Origin of the sequence: Ectopseudomonas khazarica, assembly GCF_004521985.1 — a bacterium.
GTDB lineage: Bacteria > Pseudomonadota > Gammaproteobacteria > Pseudomonadales > Pseudomonadaceae > Aquipseudomonas > Aquipseudomonas khazarica.
On the sequence record NZ_SBHZ01000001.1, the window covers coordinates 93976 to 120586 of the forward strand.

25 protein-coding genes, 1 tRNA gene and 2 pseudogenes are annotated in these 26611 nt (G+C 62.0%); 10 read left to right on the forward strand and 18 right to left on the reverse strand.

What is annotated here, in order from left to right; translation table 11 throughout:
* Positions 1 to 240 precede the first annotated feature (240 nt).
* Entirely contained in the window at positions 241 to 5082 is a 4842-nt protein-coding gene (locus tag EPK82_RS00435) for an NAD-glutamate dehydrogenase (protein WP_134675465.1), read from the forward strand.
* A 969-nt stretch (positions 5083 to 6051) separates the two neighbouring features.
* Here EPK82_RS00435 and EPK82_RS00440 read toward each other — a convergent pair.
* The gene (locus EPK82_RS00440) at positions 6052 to 7485 is read right to left on the reverse strand and encodes a M48 family metalloprotease (RefSeq protein WP_037057435.1); all 1434 of its coding nucleotides are present in this window, start codon (positions 7483 to 7485) and stop codon (positions 6052 to 6054) included.
* Between the two features lie 109 nt (positions 7486 to 7594).
* Between EPK82_RS00440 and EPK82_RS00445 the strand changes: the two genes are divergently transcribed.
* Together EPK82_RS00445 and EPK82_RS00450 are read left to right on the forward strand one after the other, a co-directional pair.
* Positions 7595 to 7834, forward strand: coding sequence for a sulfurtransferase TusA family protein (locus EPK82_RS00445; protein ID WP_037057431.1), 240 nt, complete (start codon positions 7595 to 7597; stop codon positions 7832 to 7834).
* 46 nt (positions 7835 to 7880) lie between these two features.
* Entirely contained in the window at positions 7881 to 8948 is a 1068-nt protein-coding gene (locus tag EPK82_RS00450; RefSeq protein ID WP_037057428.1) for an AI-2E family transporter, read from the forward strand.
* Positions 8949 to 9260: 312 nt separating this feature from the next.
* Here the strand turns inward: EPK82_RS00450 and EPK82_RS00455 are convergent, their stop codons facing one another.
* Together EPK82_RS00455 and EPK82_RS00460 are read right to left on the reverse strand one after the other, a co-directional pair.
* A complete protein-coding gene (locus EPK82_RS00455; protein ID WP_037057425.1) occupies positions 9261 to 9734 on the reverse strand; it encodes a peroxiredoxin in 474 nt (157 codons plus the stop codon).
* A 124-nt stretch (positions 9735 to 9858) separates the two neighbouring features.
* Positions 9859 to 10416 (reverse strand): glycine cleavage system protein R, encoded by a 558-nt coding sequence (locus tag EPK82_RS00460; RefSeq protein ID WP_134675466.1) that lies wholly within the window; start codon positions 10414 to 10416, stop codon positions 9859 to 9861.
* A gap of 204 nt (positions 10417 to 10620) precedes the next feature.
* Here EPK82_RS00460 and dapA point away from each other — a divergent pair, with 204 nt between their 5' ends.
* The 4 genes from dapA (at position 10621) to EPK82_RS00480 (ending at position 13812) form a co-directional block, all read left to right on the forward strand.
* Entirely contained in the window at positions 10621 to 11499 is an 879-nt protein-coding gene (gene dapA, locus EPK82_RS00465) for a 4-hydroxy-tetrahydrodipicolinate synthase (RefSeq protein WP_037057413.1), read from the forward strand.
* A 16-nt stretch (positions 11500 to 11515) separates the two neighbouring features.
* Positions 11516 to 12637, forward strand: coding sequence for an outer membrane protein assembly factor BamC (gene bamC / locus EPK82_RS00470; RefSeq protein WP_134675467.1), 1122 nt, complete (start codon positions 11516 to 11518; stop codon positions 12635 to 12637).
* 89 nt (positions 12638 to 12726) lie between these two features.
* On the forward strand, positions 12727 to 13596 hold the full coding sequence (locus EPK82_RS00475) for a phosphoribosylaminoimidazolesuccinocarboxamide synthase (RefSeq protein WP_134675468.1): 870 nt from the start codon (positions 12727 to 12729) through the stop codon (positions 13594 to 13596).
* Between the two features lie 126 nt (positions 13597 to 13722).
* Positions 13723 to 13812, forward strand: a tRNA-Ser gene (locus EPK82_RS00480).
* A 103-nt stretch (positions 13813 to 13915) separates the two neighbouring features.
* Here EPK82_RS00480 and EPK82_RS00485 read toward each other — a convergent pair.
* The 3 genes and pseudogenes from EPK82_RS00485 to EPK82_RS00495 form a co-directional block, all read right to left on the reverse strand.
* Entirely contained in the window at positions 13916 to 14200 is a 285-nt protein-coding gene (locus EPK82_RS00485) for a type II toxin-antitoxin system RelE/ParE family toxin (protein WP_134675469.1), read from the reverse strand.
* The gene (locus tag EPK82_RS00490; protein ID WP_134675470.1) at positions 14197 to 14475 is read right to left on the reverse strand and encodes an antitoxin of toxin-antitoxin stability system; all 279 of its coding nucleotides are present in this window, start codon (positions 14473 to 14475) and stop codon (positions 14197 to 14199) included. Before EPK82_RS00490 ends, EPK82_RS00485 begins: the two co-directional genes overlap by 4 nt.
* A gap of 84 nt (positions 14476 to 14559) precedes the next feature.
* A pseudogene (locus EPK82_RS00495) lies at positions 14560 to 14784 on the reverse strand (tyrosine-type recombinase/integrase); the annotation flags it as partial.
* Between the two features lie 105 nt (positions 14785 to 14889).
* On the opposite strand from EPK82_RS00495, the pseudogene EPK82_RS24980 reads away from it, so the two are divergent.
* Together EPK82_RS24980 and EPK82_RS00505 are read left to right on the forward strand one after the other, a co-directional pair.
* A pseudogene (locus tag EPK82_RS24980) lies at positions 14890 to 15003 on the forward strand (DNA-binding protein); the annotation flags it as partial.
* A gap of 57 nt (positions 15004 to 15060) precedes the next feature.
* A complete protein-coding gene (locus EPK82_RS00505; RefSeq protein ID WP_134675472.1) occupies positions 15061 to 15615 on the forward strand; it encodes a hypothetical protein in 555 nt (184 codons plus the stop codon).
* A gap of 78 nt (positions 15616 to 15693) precedes the next feature.
* Here EPK82_RS00505 and EPK82_RS00510 read toward each other — a convergent pair whose 3' ends face one another.
* The 7 genes from EPK82_RS00510 to EPK82_RS00540 all read right to left on the reverse strand — a co-directional run bounded on the left by EPK82_RS00510 (position 15694) and on the right by EPK82_RS00540 (position 19301).
* Positions 15694 to 15969, reverse strand: a complete 276-nt coding sequence (locus EPK82_RS00510; protein ID WP_134675473.1) for a hypothetical protein — start codon at positions 15967 to 15969, stop codon at positions 15694 to 15696.
* An 84-nt stretch (positions 15970 to 16053) separates the two neighbouring features.
* Positions 16054 to 16431, reverse strand: a complete 378-nt coding sequence (locus EPK82_RS00515) for a ribonuclease E inhibitor RraB (RefSeq protein WP_134675474.1) — start codon at positions 16429 to 16431, stop codon at positions 16054 to 16056.
* A 389-nt stretch (positions 16432 to 16820) separates the two neighbouring features.
* The gene (locus EPK82_RS00520; protein ID WP_134675475.1) at positions 16821 to 17120 is read right to left on the reverse strand and encodes a hypothetical protein; all 300 of its coding nucleotides are present in this window, start codon (positions 17118 to 17120) and stop codon (positions 16821 to 16823) included.
* Positions 17121 to 17184: 64 nt separating this feature from the next.
* Complete coding sequence (locus EPK82_RS00525) at positions 17185 to 17586, reverse strand: GFA family protein (protein WP_134675476.1); 402 nt, start codon at positions 17584 to 17586, stop codon at positions 17185 to 17187.
* A gap of 148 nt (positions 17587 to 17734) precedes the next feature.
* Positions 17735 to 18055 (reverse strand): putative signal transducing protein, encoded by a 321-nt coding sequence (locus EPK82_RS25180; protein ID WP_167494312.1) that lies wholly within the window; start codon positions 18053 to 18055, stop codon positions 17735 to 17737.
* A gap of 68 nt (positions 18056 to 18123) precedes the next feature.
* On the reverse strand, positions 18124 to 18585 hold the full coding sequence (locus EPK82_RS00535) for a hypothetical protein (protein ID WP_134675477.1): 462 nt from the start codon (positions 18583 to 18585) through the stop codon (positions 18124 to 18126).
* A gap of 179 nt (positions 18586 to 18764) precedes the next feature.
* Complete coding sequence (locus EPK82_RS00540; protein WP_134675478.1) at positions 18765 to 19301, reverse strand: GNAT family N-acetyltransferase; 537 nt, start codon at positions 19299 to 19301, stop codon at positions 18765 to 18767.
* Positions 19302 to 20113: 812 nt separating this feature from the next.
* Here EPK82_RS00540 and EPK82_RS00545 point away from each other — a divergent pair.
* Positions 20114 to 20794, forward strand: coding sequence for a polysaccharide lyase family 7 protein (locus EPK82_RS00545; protein WP_134675479.1), 681 nt, complete (start codon positions 20114 to 20116; stop codon positions 20792 to 20794).
* Positions 20795 to 20825: 31 nt separating this feature from the next.
* Here the strand turns inward: EPK82_RS00545 and EPK82_RS00550 are convergent, their stop codons facing one another.
* Genes EPK82_RS00550 through EPK82_RS00570 form a run of 5 tightly spaced genes read right to left on the reverse strand, consistent with a single transcriptional unit; the run spans position 20826 to position 26608 of the window.
* Positions 20826 to 22304: a right-handed parallel beta-helix repeat-containing protein gene (locus EPK82_RS00550; protein WP_134675480.1), complete on the reverse strand. Its 1479-nt coding sequence runs from the start codon at positions 22302 to 22304 to the stop codon at positions 20826 to 20828.
* A gap of 15 nt (positions 22305 to 22319) precedes the next feature.
* A complete protein-coding gene (locus EPK82_RS00555) occupies positions 22320 to 23420 on the reverse strand; it encodes a polysaccharide lyase (RefSeq protein WP_134675481.1) in 1101 nt (366 codons plus the stop codon).
* Positions 23411 to 24814 carry an alginate O-acetyltransferase AlgX-related protein gene (locus tag EPK82_RS00560; RefSeq protein WP_134675482.1) on the reverse strand — a complete coding sequence of 468 codons (1404 nt, stop codon included), beginning with the start codon at positions 24812 to 24814 and terminating at the stop codon, positions 23411 to 23413. Before EPK82_RS00560 ends, EPK82_RS00555 begins: the two co-directional genes overlap by 10 nt.
* A 49-nt stretch (positions 24815 to 24863) precedes the next feature.
* Positions 24864 to 25505, reverse strand: a complete 642-nt coding sequence (locus EPK82_RS00565; RefSeq protein ID WP_134675483.1) for an alginate O-acetyltransferase AlgF — start codon at positions 25503 to 25505, stop codon at positions 24864 to 24866.
* Positions 25506 to 25531: 26 nt separating this feature from the next.
* The gene (locus tag EPK82_RS00570) at positions 25532 to 26608 is read right to left on the reverse strand and encodes an alginate O-acetyltransferase (RefSeq protein ID WP_134675484.1); all 1077 of its coding nucleotides are present in this window, start codon (positions 26606 to 26608) and stop codon (positions 25532 to 25534) included.
* Positions 26609 to 26611: the final 3 nt, after the last annotated feature.

Sequence of the window (26611 nt, forward strand, 5' to 3'; positions counted from 1 at the left end):
CAGGGCTTCCCTCGTTAAGCTCGGCGGTCATACGTGACCAGTCGGTCGTCTCCCTTCGCGCCGGTCCGATGCGACTCGCAGGTGTCATTGTCGCTTCATGGACTAACGTTGAACTAGCAGACCATTGCAAACGTAGACGCGGCAGCAATGGCAACGCAGGTGGTTGTTCAACCGCCTGGCAACACCCAGCGGCAGCGATCCAGATGTCCTGTCGAACCACCAGCCCAACGGAGCAAAAACATGGCGTTCTTTACGGCGGCCAGCAAAGCCGACTTCCAGCACCAACTGCAAGCGGCCCTGGCGCAGCACGTGAGTGAGCAGGCGCTGCCACAAGTAGCCCTTTTCGCCGATCAGTTCTTCGGCATCATCGCCCTCGAGGAGCTGACCCAGCGGCGTCTTTCCGACCTGGTCGGCTGCACCCTGTCGGCCTGGCGCATGCTGGAGCAGTTCGATCACGCCAAGCCGCAGGTGCGGGCGTTCAACCCCGACTACGAGAAGCACGGCTGGCAGTCCACCCATACGGCGGTGGAAATCCTCCATGGCGACATCCCGTTCCTGGTGGATTCGGTGCGCATGGAGCTGAACCGCCACGGCTACAGCATCCATACCCTGCAGAACAGCGTGTTCAGCGTGCGCCGCGACAAGAACGGCCAGCTGCTGGAGATCCTGCCGCGTGGCACCCAGGGCGAGGGCGTGCTGCAGGAAGCGCTGATGTTCCTGGAAATCGACCGCTGCGCCAGCTCCGCCGAACTGAAGACGCTGGAGAAGGCCATCCACGAAGTCTTCGGCGACGTGCGCATGAGCGTTGCCGACTTCCAGCCGATGAAGGCCAAGGCACGCGAGCTGCTGGCCTGGCTGGACCGCGCCAAGCTCAAGGTGGACAAGACCGAGCTGGAGGAGATCAAGGTCTTCCTCGGCTGGTTGCTGGATGACCATTTCACCTTCCTCGGCTACGAGGAATTCACCGTGGCGCCCTCCGCTGAAGGCGGCACCATGGTCTACGACGAGAAATCCCTGCTCGGCCTGTCCAAGCGCCTGCGCTCCGGGCTCAAGGCCGACGAGCTGCACATCGAGCCGGAGGCGGTCGCCTACCTGCGTGAAGCGCAGCTGCTGTCCTTCGCCAAGGCGGCCGTGCCGAGCCGCGTGCACCGCCCGGCCTACCCGGACTTCGTCTCCATCCGTGAACTCGATGCCAAGGGCAACGTGGTCAAGGAATGCCGCTTCATGGGCCTCTACACCTCGGCGGTGTATGCCGAGAGCGTGTGGAACATCCCCTACATCCGCCGCAAGGTGGATGTGATCAAGCAGCGCTCCGGTTTCGACAGCAGCGCCCACCTGGGCAAGGAACTGGCCCAGGTGCTGGAAGTGCTGCCGCGTGACGACCTGTTCCAGACCCCGGTCGACGATCTGTTCAGCACCGCCATGGCCATCGTGCAGATCCAGGAGCGCAACAAGATTCGCGTGTTCCTGCGCCGCGACCCCTATGGCCGCTTCTGCTACTGCCTGGCCTACGTACCGCGTGACGTGTACTCCACCGAGACTCGGGTGAAGATCCAGCAGGTGCTGATGGAGCGCCTGCAGGCCACCGATTGCGAGTTCTGGACCTTCTTCTCCGAGTCGGTGCTCGCCCGCGTGCAGTTCATTCTGCGGGTCGACCCGAAGAGCAAGACGCAGATCGATCCCGTGCGCCTGGAGAAGGAAGTCATCCAGGCCTGCCGTTCGTGGAAGGACGACTACGCCGGCCTGATGGTGGAGAGCTTCGGCGAGGCGCAGGGCACCAACGTGCTGGCGGAATTCCCCGGCGGCTTCCCGGCGGGCTATCGCGAGCGTTTCGCCCCGCACTCGGCGGTGGTGGACATGCAGCACCTGCTCAGCCTGAGCAGCGAAAAGCAGCTGGTGATGAGCTTCTACCAGCCGCTGGCGCAGAACGAGCAGCAGCTGCACTGCAAGCTGTACCACGCCGATGCGCCCCTGCCGCTGTCCGACGTCATGCCGATTCTGGAGAACCTCGGGCTGCGCGTGCTCGGCGAGTTCCCCTACAAGCTGCGCCGTGCCGATGGCCGCGAGTTCTGGATCCACGACTTCGCCTTCACCTACGCCGAAGGCCTGGATGTCGACATCCAGCAGCTCAATGACACCCTGCAGGATGCCTTCATCCACATCGTCGGTGGCGACGCCGAGAACGACGCCTTCAACCGCCTGGTGCTGACCGCGGCCATGCCCTGGCGCGACGTGGCGCTGCTGCGTGCTTATGCGCGCTACCTCAAGCAGATTCGCCTGGGCTTCTCGCTGAGCTACATCGCCGCCACCCTGGTCAACCACGCCGACATCGCCAAGGAGCTGGTGCGCCTGTTCCGCACGCGCTTCTACCTGGCGCGCAAGCTCACCGCCGAAGACCTCGACGACAAGCAGCAGAAACTGGAGCAGGCCATCCTCGCTGCGCTGGACAACGTTGCGGTGCTCAACGAGGACCGCATCCTGCGGCGCTACCTGGACCTGATCAAGGCCACCCTGCGCACCAACTTCTACCAGAACGGCGAGCATGGCCAGGGTAAGGCCTACTTCAGCTTCAAGCTCAGCCCGCGCCTGATCCCGGACATTCCGCGCCCGGTGCCGAAGTTCGAGATCTTCGTCTACAGCCCGCGTGTCGAGGGCGTGCACCTGCGCTTCGGCGACGTTGCGCGGGGCGGTCTGCGCTGGTCGGATCGTGAAGAAGACTTCCGTACCGAAGTGCTCGGCCTGGTCAAGGCGCAGCAGGTGAAGAACGCCGTAATCGTGCCGATGGGCGCCAAGGGCGGCTTCGTGCCGCGCCGGATGCCGGTCGGCGGCAGCCGCGACGAGGTGATGGCCGAGGGCATCGCCTGCTACCGCATCTTCATCAGCGGCCTGCTCGACATCACCGACAACCTCAAGGATGGCGAGGTGGTGCCGCCGGCCAACGTGGTGCGCCACGACGCCGACGACCCCTACCTGGTGGTGGCGGCGGACAAGGGCACCGCGACCTTCTCCGACATCGCCAACGGCATCGCCGCCGAGTACGGCTTCTGGCTCGGCGACGCCTTCGCCTCCGGCGGCTCGGCCGGTTACGACCACAAGGGCATGGGCATCACCGCCAAGGGCGGCTGGGTCAGCGTGCAGCGTCACTTCCGCGAGCGCGGCATCGACGTGCAGAAGGACAATGTCACGGTGATCGGCATCGGCGACATGGCGGGCGACGTGTTCGGCAACGGCCTGCTGCTGTCGGAAAGCCTGCAGCTGGTGGCGGCGTTCAACCACATGCACATCTTCATCGACCCCAACCCGGACGCCGCGCGCAGCTTCGTCGAGCGCAAGCGCCTGTTCGAGCTGCCGCGTTCGAGCTGGGCCGACTACGATGCCAAGCTGATCTCCGAGGGCGGTGGCATCTTCCTGCGCAGCGCCAAGAGCATCGCCATCAGCCCGCAGATGAAGGCGCGCTTCGACATCGCCGCCGATCGCCTGGCGCCGACCGAGCTGCTCAACGCACTGCTCAAGGCGCCGGTCGACCTGCTGTGGAACGGCGGTATCGGCACCTACGTCAAGTCCAGCAAGGAAAGCCACGCTGACGTCGGCGACAAGGCCAACGACGCCCTGCGCGTCGATGGTCGCGAGCTGCGCGCCAAGGTGGTGGGCGAGGGCGGTAACCTGGGCATGACCCAGCTCGGCCGTGTCGAGTTCGGCCTGCACGGCGGCGCCAGCAACACCGACTTCATCGACAACGCCGGTGGCGTGGACTGCTCCGACCACGAGGTCAACATCAAGATCCTGCTCGGCGAGATCGTCTCCGGCGGCGACATGACCGAGAAGCAGCGCAACAAGCTGCTGGCGCAGATGACCGACGACGTTTCCGAGCTGGTGCTCGGCAACAACTACAAGCAGACCCAGGCACTGTCGCTGGCCGAGCGCCGTGCGCGCGAGCGGGCGGGCGAGTACAAGCGCCTGATGAACGCGCTGGAAAGCGCCGGCAAGCTGGATCGCGCCCTGGAGTTCCTGCCGTCCGACGAAGAACTCAACGAGCGCGCCAACAACGGCCAGGGCCTGACCCGTCCGGAGCTGTCGGTACTGATCTCCTACAGCAAGATCGACCTCAAGGAGTCCCTGCTCAAGTCCCAGGTGCCGGATGACGACTACCTGGCCCGCGAGATGGAAACCGCCTTCCCGGATATCCTCACCGAGAAGTTCGGCGACGCCATGCGCCGTCACCGCCTCAAGCGCGAGATCGTCAGCACGCAGATCGCCAACGACCTGGTCAACCACATGGGCATCACCTTCGTGCAGCGCCTGAAGGAGTCCACCGGCATGAGCGCGGCCAACGTCGCCGGCGCCTACGTCATCGTGCGTGACCTGTTCCGCCTGCCGTACTGGTGGCAGCAGATCGAGGCGCTGGACTACAAGGTGCCGGCCGACCTGCAGCTGCAGCTGATGGATGAGCTGATGCGCCTGGGCCGTCGTGCTACGCGCTGGTTCCTGCGCAGCCGTCGCAACGAACTGGACGCCGCCCGCGACGTGGCGCATTTCGCGCCGCGTATCGAGGCGCTGGTCGGTCGCCTGGACGAGCTGCTCGAAGGCCCGGCGCGCGAGCAGTGGCTGGCGCGCTACCAGAGCTTCGTCGAAGCTGGCACGCCGGAGGAATTGGCGCGCGTGGTCGCCGGCACCAGCCACCTGTACACCCTGCTGCCGATCATCGAAGCCGCAGACGTGACCGGCAAGGATGCCAGCGAAGTGGCGACTGCCTACTTCGCCGTGGGTGGCGCGCTGGAACTGTCCTGGTACCTGCAGCAGATCACCAACCTGCCGGTGGAGAACAACTGGCAGGCACTGGCCCGCGAAGCCTTCCGCGACGACCTCGACTGGCAGCAGCGGGCGGTCACCGTGTCGGTCCTGCAGATGGTCGACGGCCCGCAGGACATCGAGGCACGGGTGGCGCTGTGGCTTGACCAGCATCAGCGCCTGGTCGATCGTTGGAAGGCCATGCTGGCCGACCTGCGCTCGGCGACCGGCACCGACTACGCCATGTACGCCGTGGCCAACCGCGAGCTGATGGACCTGGCGCAAAGCGCCTGAGCCATCCGCTGAAATGAAGAGCCCCGCCTAGTGCGGGGCTTTTCATTTCAGGCTGCGCGCGTAGCCCGGATGAAATCCGGGGCCGGCTACGGGGCTGTACTACGGATTCCCCGGATTGCATCCGGGCTACGGACGCAGCGCCCACAAGATTTGCTCCCCTCTCCCATTCATGGGAGAGGGGCCGGGGGAGAGGGGCGAACGTACCGCACTTCGCCAAACCAGTGCGCCACCGCCTTGACCACCTTCGTAGCCCGGATGAAATCCGGGGCCGGCTACGGGGCTGTACTACGGATTCCCCGGATTGCATCCGGGCTACGGATGCAGCGCCCGCACGGTTTGCTCCCCTCTCTCATTCATGGGAGAGGGGCCGGGGGAGAGGGCCGAGCGCGCCGCACTTCGCCAAACCAGTACGCCACCGCATTGACCACTTTCGTAGCCCGGATGAAATCCGGGGCCGGGCTACGGGGCTGTACTACGGATTCCCCGGATTGCATCCGGGCTACGGATGCAGCGCCCACAGGGTTTGCTCCCCTCTCTCATTCATGGGAGAGGAGCTGGGGGAGAGGGCCAATCGTTTCGCACTTCGCCAAACCAGTACGCCACCGCCTTGACCACCTTCGTAGCCCGGATGAAATCCGGGGCCGGGCTACGGGGCTGTACTACGGATTCCCCGGATTGCATCCGGGCTACGGATGGAGCGCCCGCACGGTTTGCTCCCCTCTCCCATTCATGGGAGAGGGTCCGGGGGAGAGGGGCGAGCGCGCCGCACTTCGCCAAACCAGTGCGCCACCGCATTGACCGCCTTCGTAGCCCGGATGAAATCCGGGGCCGGGCTAAGGGATTCCCCGGATTGGATCCGGGCTACGGGCGCAGCGCCCGCACGGTTTGCTCCCCTCTCCCATTCATGGGAGAGGGGCCGGGGGAGAGGGCCGAACGTACCGCAGTCAAAAGACCGTGCCAGCACGTGCGTCAGCGCAACATCTGCTCGACCAGGCGTTTCTCTTCGGAGAGTTCGCGCTGGCGTGCGTCGATGCGCGAGGCCAGCTGGAAGTTGTTGCTGGCGCGGCGCTTGGCGTAGTCCAGCTGTTCGATCGCCTGGTTGTAGTCACCCACCAGCGCGAAGAACTCGGCGCGCGCCTGGTGCAGGCCGATGGTGTTGCCGCTCAGGCCGCGTACCTCGGCGACCTGGTACCAGACGTCCGGGTCCTTGCTGCGGGTCTTCAGCAGGTCATCCAGCGCTCGCTCGGCATCCGGGATGCGCTGCTGCTTGAGCAGCAGGTCGATGCCGCTCTGTTGCAGCGGATAGTTGCTGGGGTACAGGGTGCGCATGCGTGCCTGGCGGCGATCGGCCGCATCGAGGCGATTGGCGGCCATGTCCAGCTCGATCTGCGCCAGGTTGTAGACGATGTCGTCCGGGGCCTTGCTCAGCAGCGGTGCCAGGGTCTTGCCGGCCTCGTCGAGCTGGCCGGTCTTCATCTGCGCCAGGACCAGGCCATAGCGCGCGGCATCCAGCCCCGGGTTCTCGTCGAGCATGGCGCGGAAACGCTTGGCGGCGACCCCGGGCGTCTCTTCATAGGTCAGCTGCACGCGGGCGCGCATCAGCTGGTAGCGCAGGCTGTCCTCGCGGCCTTCCACCGGATACTGCTCGGCGCGGTTACGGGTGTCGGCGATGCGCGACTCGGAAACCGGGTGGGTCAGGAGGAATTCCGGCGGCTTGGCGTCGTAGCGGTACTGGCGCATCAGGCGCTCGAACATCGACGGCATGGCGCGCGGGTCGTAGCCGGCCTTTTCCAGGTTGACCAGGCCGATGCGGTCGGCCTCCTGCTCGTTCTGGCGCGAGAAGCGGCGCTGCTCCTGAATCGCCGCAGCCTGGGTCGACATGATCGTGGCGATGCCGGCATCCCCCGCGCCCGCTGCCGCGGCGACGATGCCGGCGAGCATGGCGGCCATCAGCGGCAGTTGCATGCGCTGCTGCGCCTCGATGCCACGGGCGAAGTGGCGTTGCGACAAGTGCGCCAGTTCGTGCGCCATGACCGAGGCGTACTCGGCTTCGGTCTGAGCGTAGAGGAAGAGGCCACCGTTGACCCCGACGATCCCGCCCGGGGCGGCGAAGGCGTTGAGCTGCGGGCTGTTGAGCAGGACGAACTCCAGGCGGCGGTCCTGCAGCTGGCTGGTTTCCGACAGACGATAGACGCTGGATTCGACGAAGTCCTTGAGCTGCGGGTCGTCCAGTTGCGAGACCTGGCCGCGCAGCAGGCCGAGCCAGGCGCGGCCGAGTTGGTGTTCTTGCTGAGGGGAGACGATCGAGGAGCTGGCATCGCCAAGCGACGGCAGGTCACTGGCTCCCGTGTGGGCAGCGAACAGGCAGGCCAGCGTCAGCAGGGTGGGGCGCAGAAAAGTCATGCACTCAGGGCTCTCGGAGGGCAAAGGGGGTTACTGTAGCCGGCCAGCTAGCGCGCTGGCCAGGGTTGCAGTGGCTTGGTTATCCTAGCGCCCTTATCAGGAGTAGACGATGACAGACGTACCGGCTTTCGATGCCGAACTCGACGCCTGCGGGCTCAATTGCCCGCTGCCCTTGCTCAAAGCCAAGCTCGAGCTCAATCGCCTGGCCAGCGGCGCCGTACTCAAGGTCAGTGCCACCGATGCCGGTTCGCAGCGCGATTTCCGCGCATTCGCCACGCTGGCCGGTCATGCGCTGCTGCATGAAGAAGTCGACTCGGGTGTCTATCGTTACTGGCTGCGCAAGGCCTGAGCCCTTCGCCGTCCTCCCCAGCACATCTGCAGATTAAGGATCGTTGATGGTCAAGGTTATACGCGACTGGCTGCACCGCTACTTCTCCGACGAGCAGGCCGTGGTGCTGGCCGTGCTGCTGGTGCTGGGGTTCGCCGTGGTGCTGACCCTGGGCGGGATGCTCGCGCCGGTGCTGACCGGCCTGGTGCTGGCCTTCCTGATGCAGGGCATGGTCAACGGCCTGGAGCGCATGCGGGTGCCGCAGGTACTCGCCGTGTGGCTGGTGTTCACCCTGTTCATGGGCTGCCTGGCGGTGTTCATGCTGGTGCTGATGCCGTTGCTGTGGCAGCAGCTCAGCACCCTGTTCAACGAGCTGCCGCGCATGGCGGCCGAATGGCAGTCGGTGTTCCTGCTGCTGCCGGAGCGCTACCCGAACCTGATCACCGACGCGCAGATCGTGCAGCTGATCACCAGCATGCGGGGCGAGGCCGGCAAGTTCGGCCAGTGGGCGCTGTCGTTCTCGCTGTCCAGCCTGCCGATGCTGGTCAGTGTGATGATCTACCTGGTGCTGGTGCCGATCCTGGTGTTCTTCTTCCTCAAGGACCGCGAGCAGATCGGCCAGTGGTTCCGTGGCTACCTGCCGCGCGAGCGGGCGCTGATCAGCCAGGTCGCGCAGGAGATGAACCAGCAGATCGCCAACTACATCCGTGGCAAGTTCATCGAGATCATCATCTGTGGCGTGGTCACCTACATCGCGTTCGCCTACCTGGGGCTGAACTACGCGGCGCTGCTGGCGCTGCTGGTTGGCCTGTCGGTGGTGGTGCCCTACATCGGCGCGGTCGTGGTGACGGTGCCGGTGGCGCTGATCGGCCTGTTCCAGTGGGGCTGGAGCGACCAGTTCATCTACCTGATGGTGGTCTACGGCATCATTCAGGCCCTCGACGGCAACGTGCTGGTGCCGTTGCTGTTCTCCGAGGCGGTCAACCTGCACCCGGTGGCGATCATCTGCGCGGTGCTGCTGTTCGGCGGCCTGTGGGGATTCTGGGGCGTGTTCTTCGCCATTCCGCTGGCCACGCTGTTCAAGGCGGTGATCAACGCCTGGCCGCGTACCGAGCTGGAGTCTGCACAGGCCTGAGAGGGCGGGTCACAGGAGCCAACGGTCTTTGCTCTGTGTCTGGCACGCTGGTGCTGGGGCCGCGTCGTTCCTCTGGGAGAGGGGGCATCCGCGACCGCGGCGTGCGCCTGGGGCGCATCGCGAATGGCCGCTGGCTCCTCGGGCGAATCCCCCCGTAGGAGCGGCTTCAGTCGCGAAACAGGCGCATTACTGGAGCGATATCCCCGTCAAACGAAAAAGGCCGCGAATGCGGCCTTTTTCATGCTTGCTCCCGCTGGTGCGGGGCTCGGCATTCGCGGCTGAAGCCGCGCCTACAGCAAGGTGAGCCTGGTCTCAGCGCTTGTGCAGTTCCTGCGCGGCGGCCAGCACCTTGTCGACATGGCCGGCAACCTTGACGTTGCGCCATTCCTCGCGCAGCACGCCATCCTTGTCGATGAGGAAGGTGCTGCGCACGATGCCCATGTACTCCTTGCCGTAGTTCTTCTTCAGCTGGTACACGCCGAACAGGTCGCACAGGGCGTGCTCCTCGTCGCTGATCAGCTCGAAGGGGAACTCTTGCTTGCACTTGAAGCTCTCGTGCTTCTTCAGGCTGTCCATCGACACGCCGAAGATCAGCGTGTTGGCGGCCTGGAACTGTTCGAAGCGCGCGCGGAAGTCCAGGCCCTCGGTGGTGCAGCCGGGCGTGGCGTCCTTCGGGTAGAAGTACAGCACGACCTGCTGGCCCTTGAGGTCAGACAGTTTCACCTGCTGGCCGCTGGTGGCTTCGGCCTGGAAGTCGGCAACGGCTTGGTCGATGGCTACGGTCATGGGAACTCCTTCGATAGAGGCGGTCGATGATCTCGCGCGGCAGTCATCTGCGCGGCAGACGGCGGGGCCTGATGAGCAGGCCGCCGCTGCGGTTACTGGCGCAGGGCCGACGCGCGGCGAATCGTCATGGGTTCTGCGGGCGCCAGGGTTCGATCAGCGCATCCAGGTTCAGGGCGTCGGCGAAATCGAGGAACTGATCACGCAGCCAGCTGATCTGGGTGCCTGCCGGCAGCGTCACCGTCAGCGTGGCGTTGAGCATGGTGCCGCCGGTCTGCGGTGCCTGGTAGGTATCGCAGGTGAGGTTCTCCAGCTCCACGCGGTGGTCGATGAAGAACTGGCACAGTTCGTTGAGGATGTCCGGGCGGTACACGGCGCTGACGTAGGCGACGTAGGGCAGCGCCTGCGGGCGAGCGTCGGCAGCGGCGCTACGGATCAGGTTGACCGAGAAGTCGTGCTTCTTGGCCAGCAGCGGCAGGCTCGACTCCAGGCGCGCCAGGGCGTCCCAGCTGCCGGACACCTGCAGCACCAGGGCGCTGAACTCTCCATGGCGGCTCAGGCGGGTGCTGATCACCGCACAGCGGTTCTCGTGGCTGGTGCGGCTGAGCAGGTTGGTCAGGGCCATGGCATCACGGCCGAGAGCGCTGATAACGAGGAATTGTTCGCGAACGGGGGGGGGGGACATGCAGCCTTCCTAAAGCGATGAACGGTCCGCGCACGAGACGCCGCAGACCAAAGAGAGCAGGTTAGCGAAAAGCACCGCCGAGGGGAATGGCGCCGCCACCCTCGTCGCCCCAAGTCGGGAGCGGATATGCCCTTGTCCGTTGCTTGTGCCGGACTGGTGGCACCAGTACCATTACGGCTCAATTTTTCCGGCAGGAGCAGTTGCATGATTGCGGGCAGTATGGTGGCACTGGTCACGCCCATGGACGCGCAGGGTGATCTGGATTGGGCGGCCCTGAGCAAACTGGTGGATTTCCACCTGCAAGAGGGTACCAATGCCATCGTCGCGGTCGGCACCACCGGTGAGTCCGCCACGCTGGACGTGGGTGAGCACGTCGAAGTGATCAAGCGCGTGGTCGACCAGGTCGCTGGCCGTATCCCGGTCATCGCCGGCACCGGTGGCAACTCCACCCGTGAGTCGGTCGAGCTGACCCGTGCGGCCAAGGACGTAGGCGCCGATGCCGCCCTGCTGGTCACCCCGTACTACAACAAGCCGACCCAGGAAGGCCTGTACCTGCACTTCCGCCATATCGCCGAAGCCGTGGCCATCCCGCAGATTCTCTACAACGTGCCGGGCCGCACCGTCTGCGACATGCTGCCGGAGACCGTCGAGCGCCTGTCGAAGATCGACAACATCATCGGTATCAAGGAAGCCACCGGCGACCTGCAGCGTGCCCAGGACGTACTGAGCCGCGTCGGCAAGGACTTCCTCGTCTATTCGGGCGACGACGCTACCGCTGTCGAGCTGATGCTGCTGGGCGGCAAAGGCAACATCTCCGTCACCGCCAACGTCGCGCCGCGCGCCATGAGCGACCTGTGCGCCGCTGCCATGCGCGGCGAGGCGGCCATCGCCCGTGCCATCAACGACCGCCTGATGCCCCTGCACAAGGCCCTGTTCCTCGAATCCAACCCGATTCCGGTGAAGTGGGCGCTGCACGAAATGGGCCTGATGGACGAAGGTATTCGCTTGCCGCTGACCTGGCTCAGCCCGCGCTGTCACGAACCGCTGCGCCAGGCCATGCGCCAGTGCGGCGTATTGGCTTAATCGAGGAATTCTACGCATGAAGCGACTGGCCGGATTTTCCGCCCTTGCTCTGATCGTCTCCAGCACCAGCGGTTGTGGCTGGCTCTGGGGTGAAGATGGCTACTTCCGTGATCGCGGTAGCGACTACCTGGAAGCGCGTCAGACTGCACCGATGCAACTGCCGGCCGATGTCCAGGCCAAGCGTCTCGACCCGCTGCTGCCGGTGCCTGCCCAGGTCGCCAGCAGCAACTCGACGTCCCGCGAATTCGAGGTGCCGCGCCCTCAGCCCCTGCAAGTGCGCGGCGACGAGCGTGAGTTCAGCCTGCAGCGCAGCGGCGACTCGCGTTGGGTGGTTGCCCAGCGCGTGCCGGCCGAAGTCTGGCCGCTGGCCCGTCAGTTCTTCGAGGACAATGGCTTCCGTATCGCCAGCGAGCGCCCGCAGGTCGGTGAATTCACCACCTCCTGGCAGCGTTTCGACGAGCTTTCCAGCACCATGGCGCGCCGCCTGAGCAGCCGCGTGTCCGGTGTCGCACCGGATGCCGAGATGCGCGTACGTGTGCGCATCGAGCCGGGTGTGCAGCGCAACACCAGTGAAGTCTTCGTCACCAGTGCCGAGCGTCCGGCCGGCAGCAGTGCCGATGTCGCCTTCGCCGAACGCAGTGGCAACGCCAGCCTGGAAGCGGCACTGCTCGACGAAATGCTGGTAAGCATGGCGCGTGGCGTGGAGCAGGGCGGTTCCGTCTCGCTGCTCGCCGCTCGCGACTTCGATGCCCCCAGCCGCGTCAGCCTGAGCGAAGACGGCAACGGCAACCCGGTGCTGAACCTCGGCGCCGACTTCGACCGCGCCTGGTCGGGTGTCGGCCGCTCGCTGGAGCTGGGTGACGTGCGTGTCGACGACCTCAACCGCAGCCTTGGCCTGTACTACATCAACCTGGCCGAAGGTGCCCAGGTCAATGAAGAGAAGCCCGGTTTCTTCGGTCGTCTGTTCGGCAGCGAGCCGAGCAAGGAAGAGATCGAGGCGCGCGCCGAGCGCTATCAGGTTCGCCTGACCCCGGTGGGCGATAGCGTGCAGGTCACGGTGGAGAAGGACCTCAACACCATCGCCCCGGCCGATGTATCGCGCCGCGTGCTGAGCCTGATTCAGGACAACCTCGGCTGATCCAGGCAGCAGCTGCCTCAGCCTCCAATCGATGGGCGAAATCCTAAAGGGTTTCGCCTGTTTTGTTTGCCACGAACGGAAATGCCGACATGAGCACACCTACCACCCTGAGCCTGAAGAAGATCTACTCGGGCAAGGTCCGCGACCTCTACGAAATCGACGACAAGCGCATGCTGATGGTGGCCACCGATCGTCTGTCGGCATTCGACGTGATCCTCGAACAACCGATCCCGGAGAAGGGCAAGATCCTCACCGCCATCTCCAACTTCTGGTTCGACAAGCTGGCCGGCGTGGTGCCCAACCACTTCACCGGTGACAAGGTCGAGGACGTCGTGGCGGCGGCCGAGCTGCCCCTGGTCGAAGGCCGTGCCGTCGTCGCCAAGCGCCTCAAGCCGGTTGCCGTCGAGGCCATCGTGCGTGGCTACATCGTCGGTTCCGGCTGGAAGGAGTACCAGAAGAGCGGCACCGTCTGTGGCATCGCCCTGCCGGCTGGCCTGAAGGAAGCGGCCAAGCTGCCGCAGCCGATCTTCACCCCCTCGACCAAGGCCGCCGTCGGCGACCATGACGAGAACATCAGCTTCGAGCAGTGCGAAGCCATCATCGGTGCCGAACTGGCGGCCAAGGTGCGTGACACGGCCATTGCCCTGTACAGCGCTGCGGTCGAGTACGCGGCGACCCGTGGCATCATCATCGCCGACACCAAGTTCGAATTCGGTCTCGATGAAGACGGCACCCTGACCCTGATGGACGAAGTGCTGACGCCCGACTCCAGCCGCTTCTGGCCGGCCGATAGCTATGTCGAAGGCAAGAACCCGCCCAGCTTCGACAAGCAGTTCGTCCGCGACTGGCTGGAGTCCACCGGCTGGAACAAACAACCCCCGGCCCCGGCCGTGCCGGCGGACGTGGCGCAGAAGACGGCGGACAAGTACCGCGAGGCGCTGACGCGCCTGACCGCCTGACCGCCCAGACAGGCGCCGCCGGCAGTACCGGTGGCGCCTGTTTTTTACAAGCGACTGATAGAACAAGAAAAATTTTCAAAATTAGCTTCGCCAAAGCGTATTGAGCTGTTATGATTCGCGCCGCTTGGGAAGATGCCGGAGTGGTCGAACGGGACGGATTCGAAATCCGTTGTGTCAGCAATGGCACCTAGGGTTCAAATCCCTATCTTCCCGCCATATCTCAAGCTTAAGCCCCTGAAATTCCTAGAGTTTCGGGGGCTTAAGCTTTCTACGGCATGCAAGGTGTCGAAGAAGTGTCGAAAACTGCTTGAGACTGCAGCTAGCTCTGGATCGGCGGCCACATTCTGGCGACGTGTACCAGGGTGAGAATCCAGACCGCATCATGCTCAGTCTGATAGACCAGGCGGTAGTTCTCGTGAGGGATCAGTTCCCGAGTACCGGTGACCGTTCCCAATCTACCCTTGTCGGGGAAGTCGGCCAGAGAGGCTGCAGCAGCGCTGAATAGCTCGTCCATGTGCACGGCAGCGCTAGGGTTTTCGGCGGCGATGTATTCCCAGATATCCAGACGATCCTGCAGGGCTTCGGGTGTCCAGATAACCTTCATTCGTGGCCCAGAGCCTTAGCGCGGCGAGCGGCGAACTCAGCTTCAACATCGTCATTGGATCGGCCACGACCGGCCTCTACAGACGCCCTGGCAACAGCGACCTTGCGTTGCACAAACTCGTCATGTTCCTTGGCCTGCTGTTGCTGGCGGATAAAGTCGCGCATGAGGTCTCGCATTACCTGGGAGGCCGGCAGGTGGACGGCTTGAGCGGCTGCCATAAATCCTTCGCGTAGTTCGGGTTCAAGCTTCAGGTTGAAAACGGCTTCTTTGGCCATGGCGGTCACCTCATGTCTTGGCTGTATCTACAACGTATATACGTCGTGTGCATCTTAAGCCAAGCTCATGGCACAGGAAAGCACTCAGCCGGCCGGAGTGATGATCGCCAGGAAGTGCTGGTAGTCAGCGACAGGCCCAAGCTTCACGGCATCCTGCAGGTGATCCGGTGCCAGGTGCGTATAGCGCATGGTCATGGCCAAAGTGGTGTGGCCGAGGATCTTCTGCAGCGTCAGGATGTTCCCGCCATTCATCACGAACCGGCTGGCGAAGGTGTGTCGCAGCACATGTGATGACTGGCCGGCAGGTACGGATGTAGGCGCACTGCCAGAAGGACTCGGTATCGCCTTGCCACATCAGCTCCAGCAGAACGGCTTGCCCGACGTAGCTCAGAGCCGTGGGCGTATCCAGGGTGATTCCGCGCTTACGCGCTTTGGCTTGTAAGCGGCAGAGTTGAGCCAGAGGGCGGCCACCGAAGCCCGGATTACGACGAGGCCAACCGAAACTTGACCGATCAGAACGCGGGATAGCGATCACCCAGGAAGTAGCCAAACGCTGGTACGCCCGCAAGGATAGGAGATTCAAGGATGAAGGCTGACAGAGACGACGCGCCGGAATGGCTCACCAGCCGGCCACGCAAAAGCGGAAGCATGGTGGCAGTGCTGGCAGGTGGTGTCGGTATGGTCATTACCCTGGGCTTGCTCACAGTGGCTGGTGAGGCGTTCATGCAGAGCACCGTCAAGAACCTAGCCGAGAACCGACAGCAGCCGAAGCCCAAACCGGTTGCTGAAATCACCCGAGTAGAGCCAGCACCTGCAAAGGACTGGGATCGAATCGTTGAGCAGCAGGCAAGACGAGACGCAATGTCTCAGCAGCTATCAGAGCAACTCTCTGGCTCAGGTAGCCCAGCCATAAAGCAAACGGTGTTCAACGATCAAAACTACACCGCGAGAGGGGCTGACAATGTGCTCAGCCTTCGTGAGAGCTATCAACCTGGTGCGCCGGAAAAACCAGCTGGAAAAGTTCGGGTGACAGTTATCAAGGAAAAACAAAAGCTGAAAGATTGGGCTTGCAGAGGCAGAGAGGGAAGCATTGAACGACGTAATTGTAGGTCACACGTCGGGCTTAATTACAGGGACTAACGCTCCGCACAAGGGCAGACAAATAAGCGCAGCGTTTTGGCTGTCCCAGCGACCAACGGGAGCGATTGCTGCGGCTTGTTAAGTGTTGGACTCATGATGTGCCTTAATGCTTTTGTAGCACTCTTCACACACGACCGAAAAGTCACAGAATTTCCGAAAGCGCTCAGTTTTATCTTCCTCTTGCAAGAACATATGTTCGCAGGCGTAGCACCAGCCCTGGAGATCGCCCGGTTCCGAACTATTTTCGATAAAGCCTAGAGGAGCACCATTATTTCTAACTAGATGGCAGCAGACTGTAGCAGCCATACCTTTACCGTGTGTTTCGCAGTCGATATTCAATGCTTCGATTTCCATTCTTGGACACTTAACGTTTGGTTAAGGGGCCGGCTTTAGCCGGTCCCAGTGAGCGAAGCGAACGGTTTGAACCAATTGTTAGGGTTACTGGTCAGGGTTAGTTCCCCAACCATCAAATTCGCAATCATGCTTGAAGCCCAAGGAACACATGAGAGCTGTCCACTCATTGATTTTATCGCTCGCAGCTTGGGTTGGAGTGCTCCAGCCTGTAATTAGATAAATTCCAGGTTCGTCTTCGAGCTGGCCGAGTTCTGACGTATATCCGAGCTTAACTAGGCTCTCGGACAGTGATAATGCCTTGCTCTGTGCATCAGTGTAAAAGAAATACTCTAGCTTCAAACTCTGCGAAATAGATACTCCGTACTCATGCAGTTGCGCTAGCGTCTGCGGGGACATGGAAAGCTGTGATGCTAAGTTTTCGATATGTTGCTGTTCCGAGATAAAGGTATTTGCATCGGTCATGATTCCGTTTTCCCTAACAGTGATTAGATAGCCTTCCACACTAATCCAATAGCGAGGAAGGCGGTATAACTCCGAAAAATGGGAGTCTTGAGTTCAGGAAAATACTTATATTTTCAATGGCTTAGAGAGGTGGCATGTGACGCTTGCGTATTCGCTTGACTTCCACATTTCACGCTTTCATTAGTACTGGATAGGTATACACAAAGGCACTGTAGAGGTGCAAGACAGACGAAAGATCGTGTCGAAAAAGTGTCGAAATCGACGGGCGACAGAGTGACGCAATGGGCAGAGAGGATGAGGCGAAAGCCGCCATTCTGCTAGCGCTGAGCAGGTAAGGGCAGCAACGGGCACAGGCCCAAACGGGTTCGACTCTCACTGCTTTCCAGTGATCAGGTGTGCTGCCCACGGAAGAGGGCGTACCGAATGGCTGTTGCACCCAGGAGCACCATTGCCCAGGCGGATGATGCATTGAACGCCGCCGCTGCGGGCCGCCAGAGGCTGTCCATCGAGTCCGTATCGACAGGCCAGGCGAACAGAGCACTGGCCAGCGCCACAGCTGCAGCGAGCAACCAGGCCCAGCGATCAAATGCACGGATGCGATCGGGGGCGGCACCCTTGGGCCTCAGCTTTGCAAAAGCGAGCGCCGTGGTAGCCACAACGAAGCAAACAAAAAAAGCGAAGACAATCATCCTGGGCACCTAATGTTTGGTTCAGGGGCAGATTCTAGCTGCTCTGCAAGAAGGTGAGCTTCTCTTACTCTGGCAGCCCTTCGAACTCCGGCACATCACCAGTCGCCCGATCCCATGCTGCTTTGCTTGATGTGAAAATTTGCGCAGTCGGCAGCGCAGCAATTTCTGTGTCCAAACAACCCGCAGGAACAACGAGCAGGTTTGTAAGTTGAATGCTGGGCAATGCTGAGCCACACGACCTGCAAAAGCTTTTGCTGTGGCGGGTGCCTGGAAGCGTAAAGGAGGTCACAGAATCTACACCCGCCAGCCAGGTCAGTGTAGCTGACTGCGAAAACAGATTTGATGCATAAGCAGAGCCAGTGTCCTTTTGGCAGTGTTTACAGTGGCAGAGGTAAAAACTGTCGAAGTCTCCATGGATCTCAAATTTCACTGTGCTGCACAGGCAAGAGCCAACATGCTTAGTCATAGCTATCTCTTCTATGGTCTACATATTAATCCGGCATGACGTTTACTTAAGGCGCAGGTGTTAGCCCGTACCAGTGAGGGAAACAGACGGATTGAGCCGCTTGTTAGGCGTGCTCAACCGGTATTCAAGCCGCAAATCATAAGGAAGATTAATTGTGGCTTCCACAGGCCCAGCAAGACATGAAGTTGCCAGGATTGCTTTCCTTGCAATTCTTGCATAGCCACTCGGTTTCGCTTTGCGAGTAATTTGATTCTTGTTCGTATTGAAAGCGGCCGACAAGTTTGGCAGCAGTTTCAAACTGTTCGGGGTGTACCCAGAGTTCAGGATGTATGGGTTTGTTAAAGGAAATAACCGAGCGAATGGAGCTCTGGTGTTCGTTTAGTATTTTTACGGTTATGCCATTGCTTTGCAGGTAGCTGGCTATCAGATTTACCTGGATAAGGCTGTCAGATTCCAATAGTTTACGCAAAATAAATGCCTGATGTCTGGTTATGGGTTGGCTTTGGGGCTGTCCCGGTGAGCGGCTTTAACATGTTGTCATGCGCTGTGCTCGCCGAAAAATACAAGTGTCCAATCGCCGATCTCAAGAGTGTGCAGAGAACCTTTATTGTCACTTTTGAATTTAACTTCATGGATTGGAGCGCTGAAGAGAGGGTTGAACGATCCACGTTCATCAATTGCGGTAGAAAGCAGGCCGACGCATTCTTCGAATTGCCACTTCAGGTCTTCTCGGACGGTAGGAGATAGGTGAGAGAGTGATATGTCTAGCGGGCTCCAGGACTTTTTTATAAATTCGTCGCGGTTTGAAAGTGATGTTTTTATTGTTGAGTATTGGATTTTGCACTTCTTGAGGTGCAAGGCTAGGTCGGCTTCTAGCGTTCCGTTGCGCTTATAAATACCTACAGAGATTCCTGCTTTTCTGTTCGCAACTATTTCTAGTGCCTTGAGAAAACCATGGGTGAAGCTTAAGGCGTTATCGAGTTCAATCGGTAACTGCATAAGGTGTATGATGCTTGGTTGGTGGGAATGAAAAGGGACGGATTTATTTATTGCGATCGCCCATCGAAAATAAATCTGTCCCCTTTAGCTCTCCTTTAGCTCTTCAAATCTCACTGTGCTGCACAGGCAAGAACCAATGTGCTTGGTCATGGCTATCCCTTTAGCTCTTGAGTTGTTTGTTATGCCTTGTTCCATTCGGTTCGCAGTACGGCTAAAACCACTGTATCCCACCACTGCTCTTTGAAAAAACGATGCTCTCTGAAATGCGCTTCTTGGCGCATCCCTAAAGACTTGCAGAGCTTGATGGCTGGTAGATTCCTGCTGATTGTCTCTGCATAGATACGGTGGACCGCGAGCCTGGAAAACCCGAAGTCCGCCAAGGCTAAAGCTGCTTCGTGACTGAACTTGCTACCTTGAGACTCTCTCGAAAACGCACATCCCATCGAAGCTTGCTGATTGCCCTCAAGGCGCAAGCAAACAGTTCCGATGAACTCCCCTGACTGCTTGCACTCAACAGCCAATTGGTATGATTTTCTCGGATTCTCAGAGGCTTGAGCTATGAACAAGCTTGTTAGCTCCCTGTATTTATTGGGGTCGCAATCGCTTTCATCATAGAAGCGTTGATATTTAGAATCCTGAGACATAGAAACAAAAGCACTCTCATCGTTCGGGGTCATGTCCCTAAGAATCAAGCGTTTGGTCTCGATTTTAAACATCGAAAGTTCCTTTTTCATTGTGAGGCATGCCTATTAGTTAGGCGACCTTGCCGTCGCATGACATGACCGCTGCCGTCTGATCACCTCCCCGGAGAGGCGCCAGGTCCTAGGCCAGAATGAAGACACGGCTCGCATAGGCGGAACGCGACACGCAGAGCTGCTCAGGTCGGATGTTCCAGGGTGTTTTGGTGGCTAGACGCTACCGATGGCCAACACGACTGTCTAGGCAGTGTGTCGATAAAGTGGCGAAATCAACGGGCGGTATAGGGCATCAGTGGGCAGGTGCGATGAGACGGAACTCCCGATTTTGCTGACGTTGGGCAGAGCAGAGCAGCGACGGGCAGCCGTTTGAACGGGACCAAATCTCCATCTTCCCGCCATATCTCAAGCTTAAGCCCCTGAAACATCCAGCGTTTCGGGGCTTTTGTTTTCTGGGGCATGCAAAGCGTCAAAACCCCTGCGCTTTGGCGTTTCGACGAGGCGTGCCGGCACCTTTGGCGTCGGTAAACCTTCGACTCGCTCACATTCCTTGCATCCTCTCGGGGAGTGGAAAAGGTCGATCCTGTGAAGGCTCGACGCTGTCTCCCGGCAAAGGAATCGTTATGCGATGAGGCAAAGGGCGGGGTGTTCAACCGGCTCGCGTCGTTAGTCAAAAAAGCAGCGCCAAAATCATGATGAGTGGTCGTTAATCACCGCTGAACCCGGCGATAAGCTCGGTTGCAAGTCGGAGGTCGTGCTCGCGTTCTAGTGGGGCGGCGGTCTGGCGGGACTGAGTAGGCCTGCGTTGGCCGTTTTATCCATGGAGTTCAGTCATGATCGATCTTGCCACCTGGAACCTCACCATTCCCGTAGGCGTGCCTGCGACTGTCATCGATACGCCTCTCCTGGTCGGCGGGTATCAGGATGACTACTTTCAGTCCCGCGACGGGCGGATTTTCTTCTGGGCGCCGGCCAATGGCTCTACCACCAGCAACTCGGTGTACCCGCGCAGCGAACTGAGGGAAACCTATGCCGATGGCACGCTGCGGAACTGGTCCTACACTGCTGCGACCGATGTACTGAGCGCGACCGCCAGAATCACTCAGGTGCCTGCCAGCGGCATGCTGGCGTTCTCGCAGATTCACTCCAAGCAGGGCACTTCACCGCCCTTGATGCTGGGTTACCAGTATGTGCCGCAGACGGGTTACGGCAACGTGGTGATCGCGTTTCGCGGGCATCCTGCCGACGCCGATTCGTTGAAGATCGTGTTGTCGAGCAAGGTGAGGCTGGATCAGGACTTCAGCTATGAAATTCACCTGGCGAAGAACGGCACGCTGAGCATTGGCCTGGTCGAGCCGGGCGGAGCGGTGAAGACCTGGAGTCGCAGCTTGAACAAGGCATGGGCAAGCCATGCGTTGTACTTCAAGGCGGGGGTCTACACCCTCGACAACAACGGCAATGAAACCAATGCGGGAGCGGCGACCTTCAGCCAGTTGAAGGTCGAGCATCGTTAGCTGCGGTGTTCCGTCGATCGGTCCGCGTCGGCTAGTTGCTGCAGGTCGGGGCGTCAGTCGGGTCGGCCTCTGCGCCCTGGAACTGCGAGATCTGCAGGTGGCAGCGACGGCGCACGGTGCTGTCGAGTATCTGGCTTTGCAGCGGCAGCAGGTCGCCTGTCAGCAGGTTCTGCAGCAGCGGAGTGGCCTTGAAGTGGTTGTCGCCCAATATGGTGTCCTGCATGCCCTCTACCCGGATCATGGCCTTGCCGATGCTTTCCAGGCGGTTGCCGGTGATGACCAGTCGGCCGGCGCTGGGTTGGGCGTTGCGCAGGCTGATGGCGTATTCCGGTGTCGAATGGATGCGGTTGTCGAGGATCAGGGCGCCACTCAGTTCGGCTGCGTCGATGGCACTCAGCCTGCTGTTGGCGATCAGGTTGTTCTGGACCAGCAGCCCTGAACCATCGCCGATCTGCCGCAGCATCAGGCCGTAGCCCAGGGATGCACCCAGGCGGTTGCCCTGTATCAGCAGGGCGCCGTGCTGCGCACTGACTTCGATGGCACTCTTGCCCGCGCGCAGGATGAGGTTGTTCTGGATGCGCCCGCTGCTGCTGCCGCTGACGCGCACGCCGCTGTTGTTCTTCACCCCGTCGATGCGGTTGTCGGCAAGCAGAAAGCGGCTGTTGCCGAGGTCGATGGCGTACTGCTGCTGCCTGACGAACTGGTTGCCACGCACCAGTGCCTGGCTGTGATTCAGCTCCAGCGCGCTGGCCATTTCTTCGAAGCGACTACCCTCGATCAGGATCTGCGCCGGAGGGCGATTCGCCGACTGGTGCGGGCTGAGGCCACTGCTGACGCCGCGCGAGAGGTTGGCGTTGTAGCCGATCCTGACCAGTTGCGAGGTCTCGATCTGCAGGCGGCTGCCGGCCCAGTTCATGATGAAGGGGCGGGTGGGGCGGTCGGTGTCCGTGGCACGGCCGTCGCTCCAGCTCTGCAGCCGTGAGTTCTGCACGCGCAGCAACCCCTGGTTGATCAGTGCCGTGCCGGATGGACCGAACAGGTAGAGCACCTGGTCGTCGATCAGCAGTGCAGCATCGTCGGCGATCATCAGCGGGTAGCTGAGCAGGTAGCCGTCGTCATGGCGGCCCAGGACCCGGGCATCGTTGAGCTGCGTGCGCAGTTGCTCCAGGGTGATGCTGCCGCCACGGATCACCACGGCACGCGGGTGTTGCGCCTGGTAGCTGGCGATGGCGCGGAACAGGCCGTTGTGCACGAACGGCTCGAACGGCCAGCTGCCGGCCTGCGCGGAGTACATGGGCTCCAGGGTGACGCTGCCGCGCTTTCCGGGGGCCTGCATGTCGAGTACAGGAGGCTGACTGCGCTGCATGATCTGCGTGCTGCTGCACTGCTGTTGCTGCTGCTGCCAGTGCGGGTCGAGCGTGTGCAGGGCCGCTGGTGCACCGAGGGCCGCGAGGCTGAGGGTGCAGGTCATCAGCAGCAGTGCGCGGGAAAGGGTCAGAGCCTGTGACATGGCGACAATCCTGGGTCAGTTGGGCCGGGGATACAGCGGCTTGAGGTCGCCGCCTACCTGGCTGTAGTGGTTGATCTCCTCGCCGTGTGCCTGGTACAGGCGGCGGCCCCACTGGTGTTGCGGATAGCGGTTGAGGAACGGAAGCAGCCAGACCATCTTGTGCGGGCCGACATCGGCCTGGCGTTCGCTCAGTTCGGCGACGGTCCCGGGCTCCAGCACGGCGCGAGCGGCGAAGTTGGCCAGGCCGGCGAGCTGGCTGCGCTCCTGTTCGCTGAGCGGGCGACCGTTGAATTCCGAGGCCTCGACCAGCAGCATCAACGGCACCAGCGCGTAATGGCTGTAGTCGGCGGCCAGGCGTCCTCTGGCGACTTCCAGTGGCAGGTACTCATAGTCCCCCTTACCTTGGGCGAGCTGGCTGAACGCCCGGCGCAGGGCGACGTCTGCCCAGGCCAGGCCCTTGTCGTCATCGAGCAACATGGCGGTGGCAGCGACGGCCCACGCCGCCCAGTAGTCGTGGTTGTTGAAGTAGATGCCGCTGTCGTGGCGACGAGGCTCGTATTCGGCGACCACCTTGGCGGACAGCTGTTGCAGCCAGCGCGTCTGCACGGGGCTCAACCGATAGCGCTGGTCACTCAGCGCCTGCACCTTGAGCAGGGTCGAGGCGATGGCGGCGAGGGCCCACTTGCGCGAGGCCACGCCGGTCTTGCTGGCGTCATCGCTGAGCAGGGCCGAGCGGCTGCCCCAGGCGTCGAGCCACTGGTCCAGGCAGGCCAGGGCGATGTTGGCCTCGTTGGCCTTTTGCGTGCGCTGGAACACCTGGGCGGCCTTGATCAGGCCACCGATATAGCCCTGCACCTGCTTGCGGATGCGCTGCGTGTCCTTGCTCTGCCGGGCGACCAGGCGGCTCTTGCTGGGGTCGCGCTGGTCGTACTTGCTGTCCAGCTGCAAGTGGCCGGTGTAGGCGGCTGGCGGCGTCTTCGGGCAGCGCTCCTGGCGATAGTCGCCGACCAGGCGTGACGCTGCCGTCGACTGTGGCGCCCAGATCGACTGGGCCGCGTTGGCGCCCAGCGAGGCGCAGAGCAGCAGCAGGGCCGTCAGGCGGGTGCTCACAGGCATAGCTTGGTCTCGATCTTGAAGGGCTGCTCGACGGTCTGCGTGGGTTCGAGCAGCACCGACAGCAGGTTGGCGTCGCGGAATTCCGGCGCACGGCTCAGTTCGAGGTAGTACTGCCCGCCCGTGACGATGGCTTCACGGCGGAACCACACCTTGTCGCGGGTGCCGTTGTCGTAATAGGTGATGATGTAGAAGTTCTTGATGTTGGGATCGCTGATGCGGATGTCGAGCACGGCGTCGCGGCCCTTGAGGTTCTGACGCGCCGTCCCCGTGTTGCTGAGCAGCTCGAGGCGGTCGTTGAGACCCATGCCCGGTCGTTCCAGCTGGGCCTGCAGCACGCTGTCGCTGGCCTTGCAGCCGCCGTTCACGGCGGGGATCAGCTGGCGGTAGGTCAGCTCACCGTCCAGCCGGTAGTTGGCCGGCAGCTCCCAGATGATCAGTTTCGGTGCCTTGTCCGGCGAGTAGTTGCTCGACTGCAGGTATTCCAGCAGCGAGCCGTCCTGGCCGGCGCCCGGTAGTGCGTAGTTGATCAGGTCGGTGCTCAGGTACTGCTTGAGGAATCCGTCGAAGTTGAACTGCTTGGTCTCATCCTCGCGGGCGGCGGAGTTACTGGTCCCTACCAGCACCACCTCGGGGTCGGGCTGTTCTTCGAACAGCAGTGCGGCGTCGTTGCTCTCCGGCACGGTCTGGTAACCGGGCACGAACTGGTAGCCGAAGTGGTTGCCGCAGATCGCCGCCAGGCCAAGGTTGAGCGTGCCGTCCTTGTACAGCGTCAGGGTCTGCTCGGTGACATAGCCCTTGCGCGGCAGTTGCGCATAGACCGGGCTCTGGCGAATGGCCTCGGCCGTGAGGCGGGCAGTGGCCTCTGCGCCTACCGGGGTCCAGTGGTGGTCGCGGCGGAAGAAGAAGTCCTTGGGCGGATTCTCCACCAGGGTCATGATGTCGGGGACGATGGCGCCGGCGTCGCGCATCTGCTGCAGGAACCGGCGCAGGCTGCCGCTGGCTTTCTGGTAGTCGAAACCATGCGCCTGCCCGGGCAGCAGCTGGGCGCGGTGCATCAGCCCTCGGGTCGGTTGCACGGCTACCGCGACCTGCGTGCCGTGCCTGGCGAAGGCCTGCATCAGGCGTGCGAACTCCGGCTGCGCAGCCGCTGGAATGCCGAAGTCATTGGTCAGGTCGACTTCCGAACGGAACAGCCAGCGATCCTTACCAGGCACGATCTGCTTGAGCGCCTTCATGTTGCCCTCGGCGTATTCCTCGGGGGCGCTGAGGCGCGGGCAGATCAGGCATTGCAGGTCCTGGCACTCTTCGGCCTGCTCGGCCTGTGCCGCGGCAGGCGTGGCGCAAGCGCCGGCGGCGATCAGGCTGCCGACCGCCAGTAGTAGAGGGTGCTTCATGCGTTTGCAGGTCATCGTCCGCTCACTTGTTTGGCCGGGCCGTCGGGAGTCATTCCGTCGGGTCGATGCTGTTCGCCAGGGTAATCGCGCGGAAGCCGCTGCCTGCCGGGAGCAGGGCGTAGCTGTAGGAGCGGCCCTTCTTCAGGAACAGCTCGTCGAAGTCGACCAGCCTGGCGTCACCGGCGTAGGCGGCGAAGGCGATCTTCAGCTCGTTGACCATGCGGCTGCCGGTCTGGTCGTGTTCGATCATGTCGACCACCACATGCTGGCCGTCGAGGGTCTTCAGTGCCGCCGGCTTGGCGGTGAAGTTGTAGAACGCGATCTGCGCCTTGCGCGGCTCGTTGACGAACTGGTCGGCGATCAGCTGCAGCTGGCCGTCGCGATAGAGCACCGTGCTGGCGGTATTGGCCTTGAGTTCACGCTCCAGCACCTGGCCGGCAACCGTGATGCGTTGCACGCCGGGAGTGACGAAACGGTAGCCGCCGAATTGCCCACCGGTGACGGACTGGGGCTTGTTCTTGCCGCTGAGCGTGACCTCGACGTTGCTGTCGCTGAGGTTCAGTACCCGCACGAAGGCCGAGTTGGCCGGGGCGACCGGGTCATAGAGGTCGGCATTGCTGTCCTGGGCGGCCTGGGCGCAAGCACTGCCGAGCAGCAGCAGGGTCATGACGCGGAGAATGAGGGCGGGCATAGGGGTACCTCTGGCTGGTGGAGATGTCAGGGAGAAGGGATCTGGCGTTGGGCGAGGAGGGTGCGCACGGGGAACTCCCAGATCACCGTCTGCACCTCGTCGCCACTGGCGGCAGGGCCGGCCAGGAACTCGTTCATGGACTGGAATGGACCGCGCGCTACCAGGGCGACGGTCACCAGGTCGCGCTGCAGCGCCTGCTTGAGGAAGCCGGCGAAGTTCCAATCGTCGATACGCGTGTAGCTGGTGCCCACCAGCGCCAGGGAAATGGCCTCGTCGCCGAACAGGCTGGCGCCGAGGCCGCCGCTGTCGTGCTTGAGGGTTTCATGGAGCTGGATGTACACCGGTTCGAAGTAGCTGGGCGCCAGCCTGGGGTCGAATTTCAGGTAGTTGAGCAGGTCACCGGTGATCTGCTTTTCGCCGGCGGCCTGGGTGATGTAGGGCGTGTCGCCGCGCAGCTGAGGGAACTGTCGGGCCAGGGTCTGCGCCGCCAGCTCGGCCCCCTTCGGGCTCCAGTGAGTGTCGTTGCGCAGGAACAGCGGCTCGGCGGCGGCGACGTCCTGGTACGCGCTGCGCAGGTCGACCGTGTCGATACCGCGCTCGGCCAGGCGCTGGCTGAACTGCTGGTAGAGGCTGCTGATTCGCTCGGCCGGCGCGTAGCTCGAGTGCTCGGCGTAGGTGTCGAGCTTCATCGGCACCGGCAGCATGATCAGCTGCTTGCCCTGCTGCGCCAGTTGCGCGTGGACCTTGTCGATCAGCGCCAGTTGCTTGTCCAGGTTCTGCTCCAGGTCGCTGGGCAGCAGGTACTCCTGGTTGGTGAACAGCCAGCCATCGCGGCCCAGCACCACGCCGCTGGCCCCTTCGCGGAAGATCGCCTGCTGGATGTTCGCCCACAGCTCCACGGACGGGTCGCGCAGAAACAGGCGCTTGTCGTAGAACTGCTCGAACTTGCGCACCAGCTTGCCGTCGAGAAACAGCGACAGGGCCTGGGTCTGGGTGCTGGAGAACGCGAGCACCGCAGGCAGCGAGTACAGAAACATGCCGCACAGCAGAACGCAGAACAGGATGCCGTTGATCTTGCTGGCCGAACTCATCACCGGAAACATGTC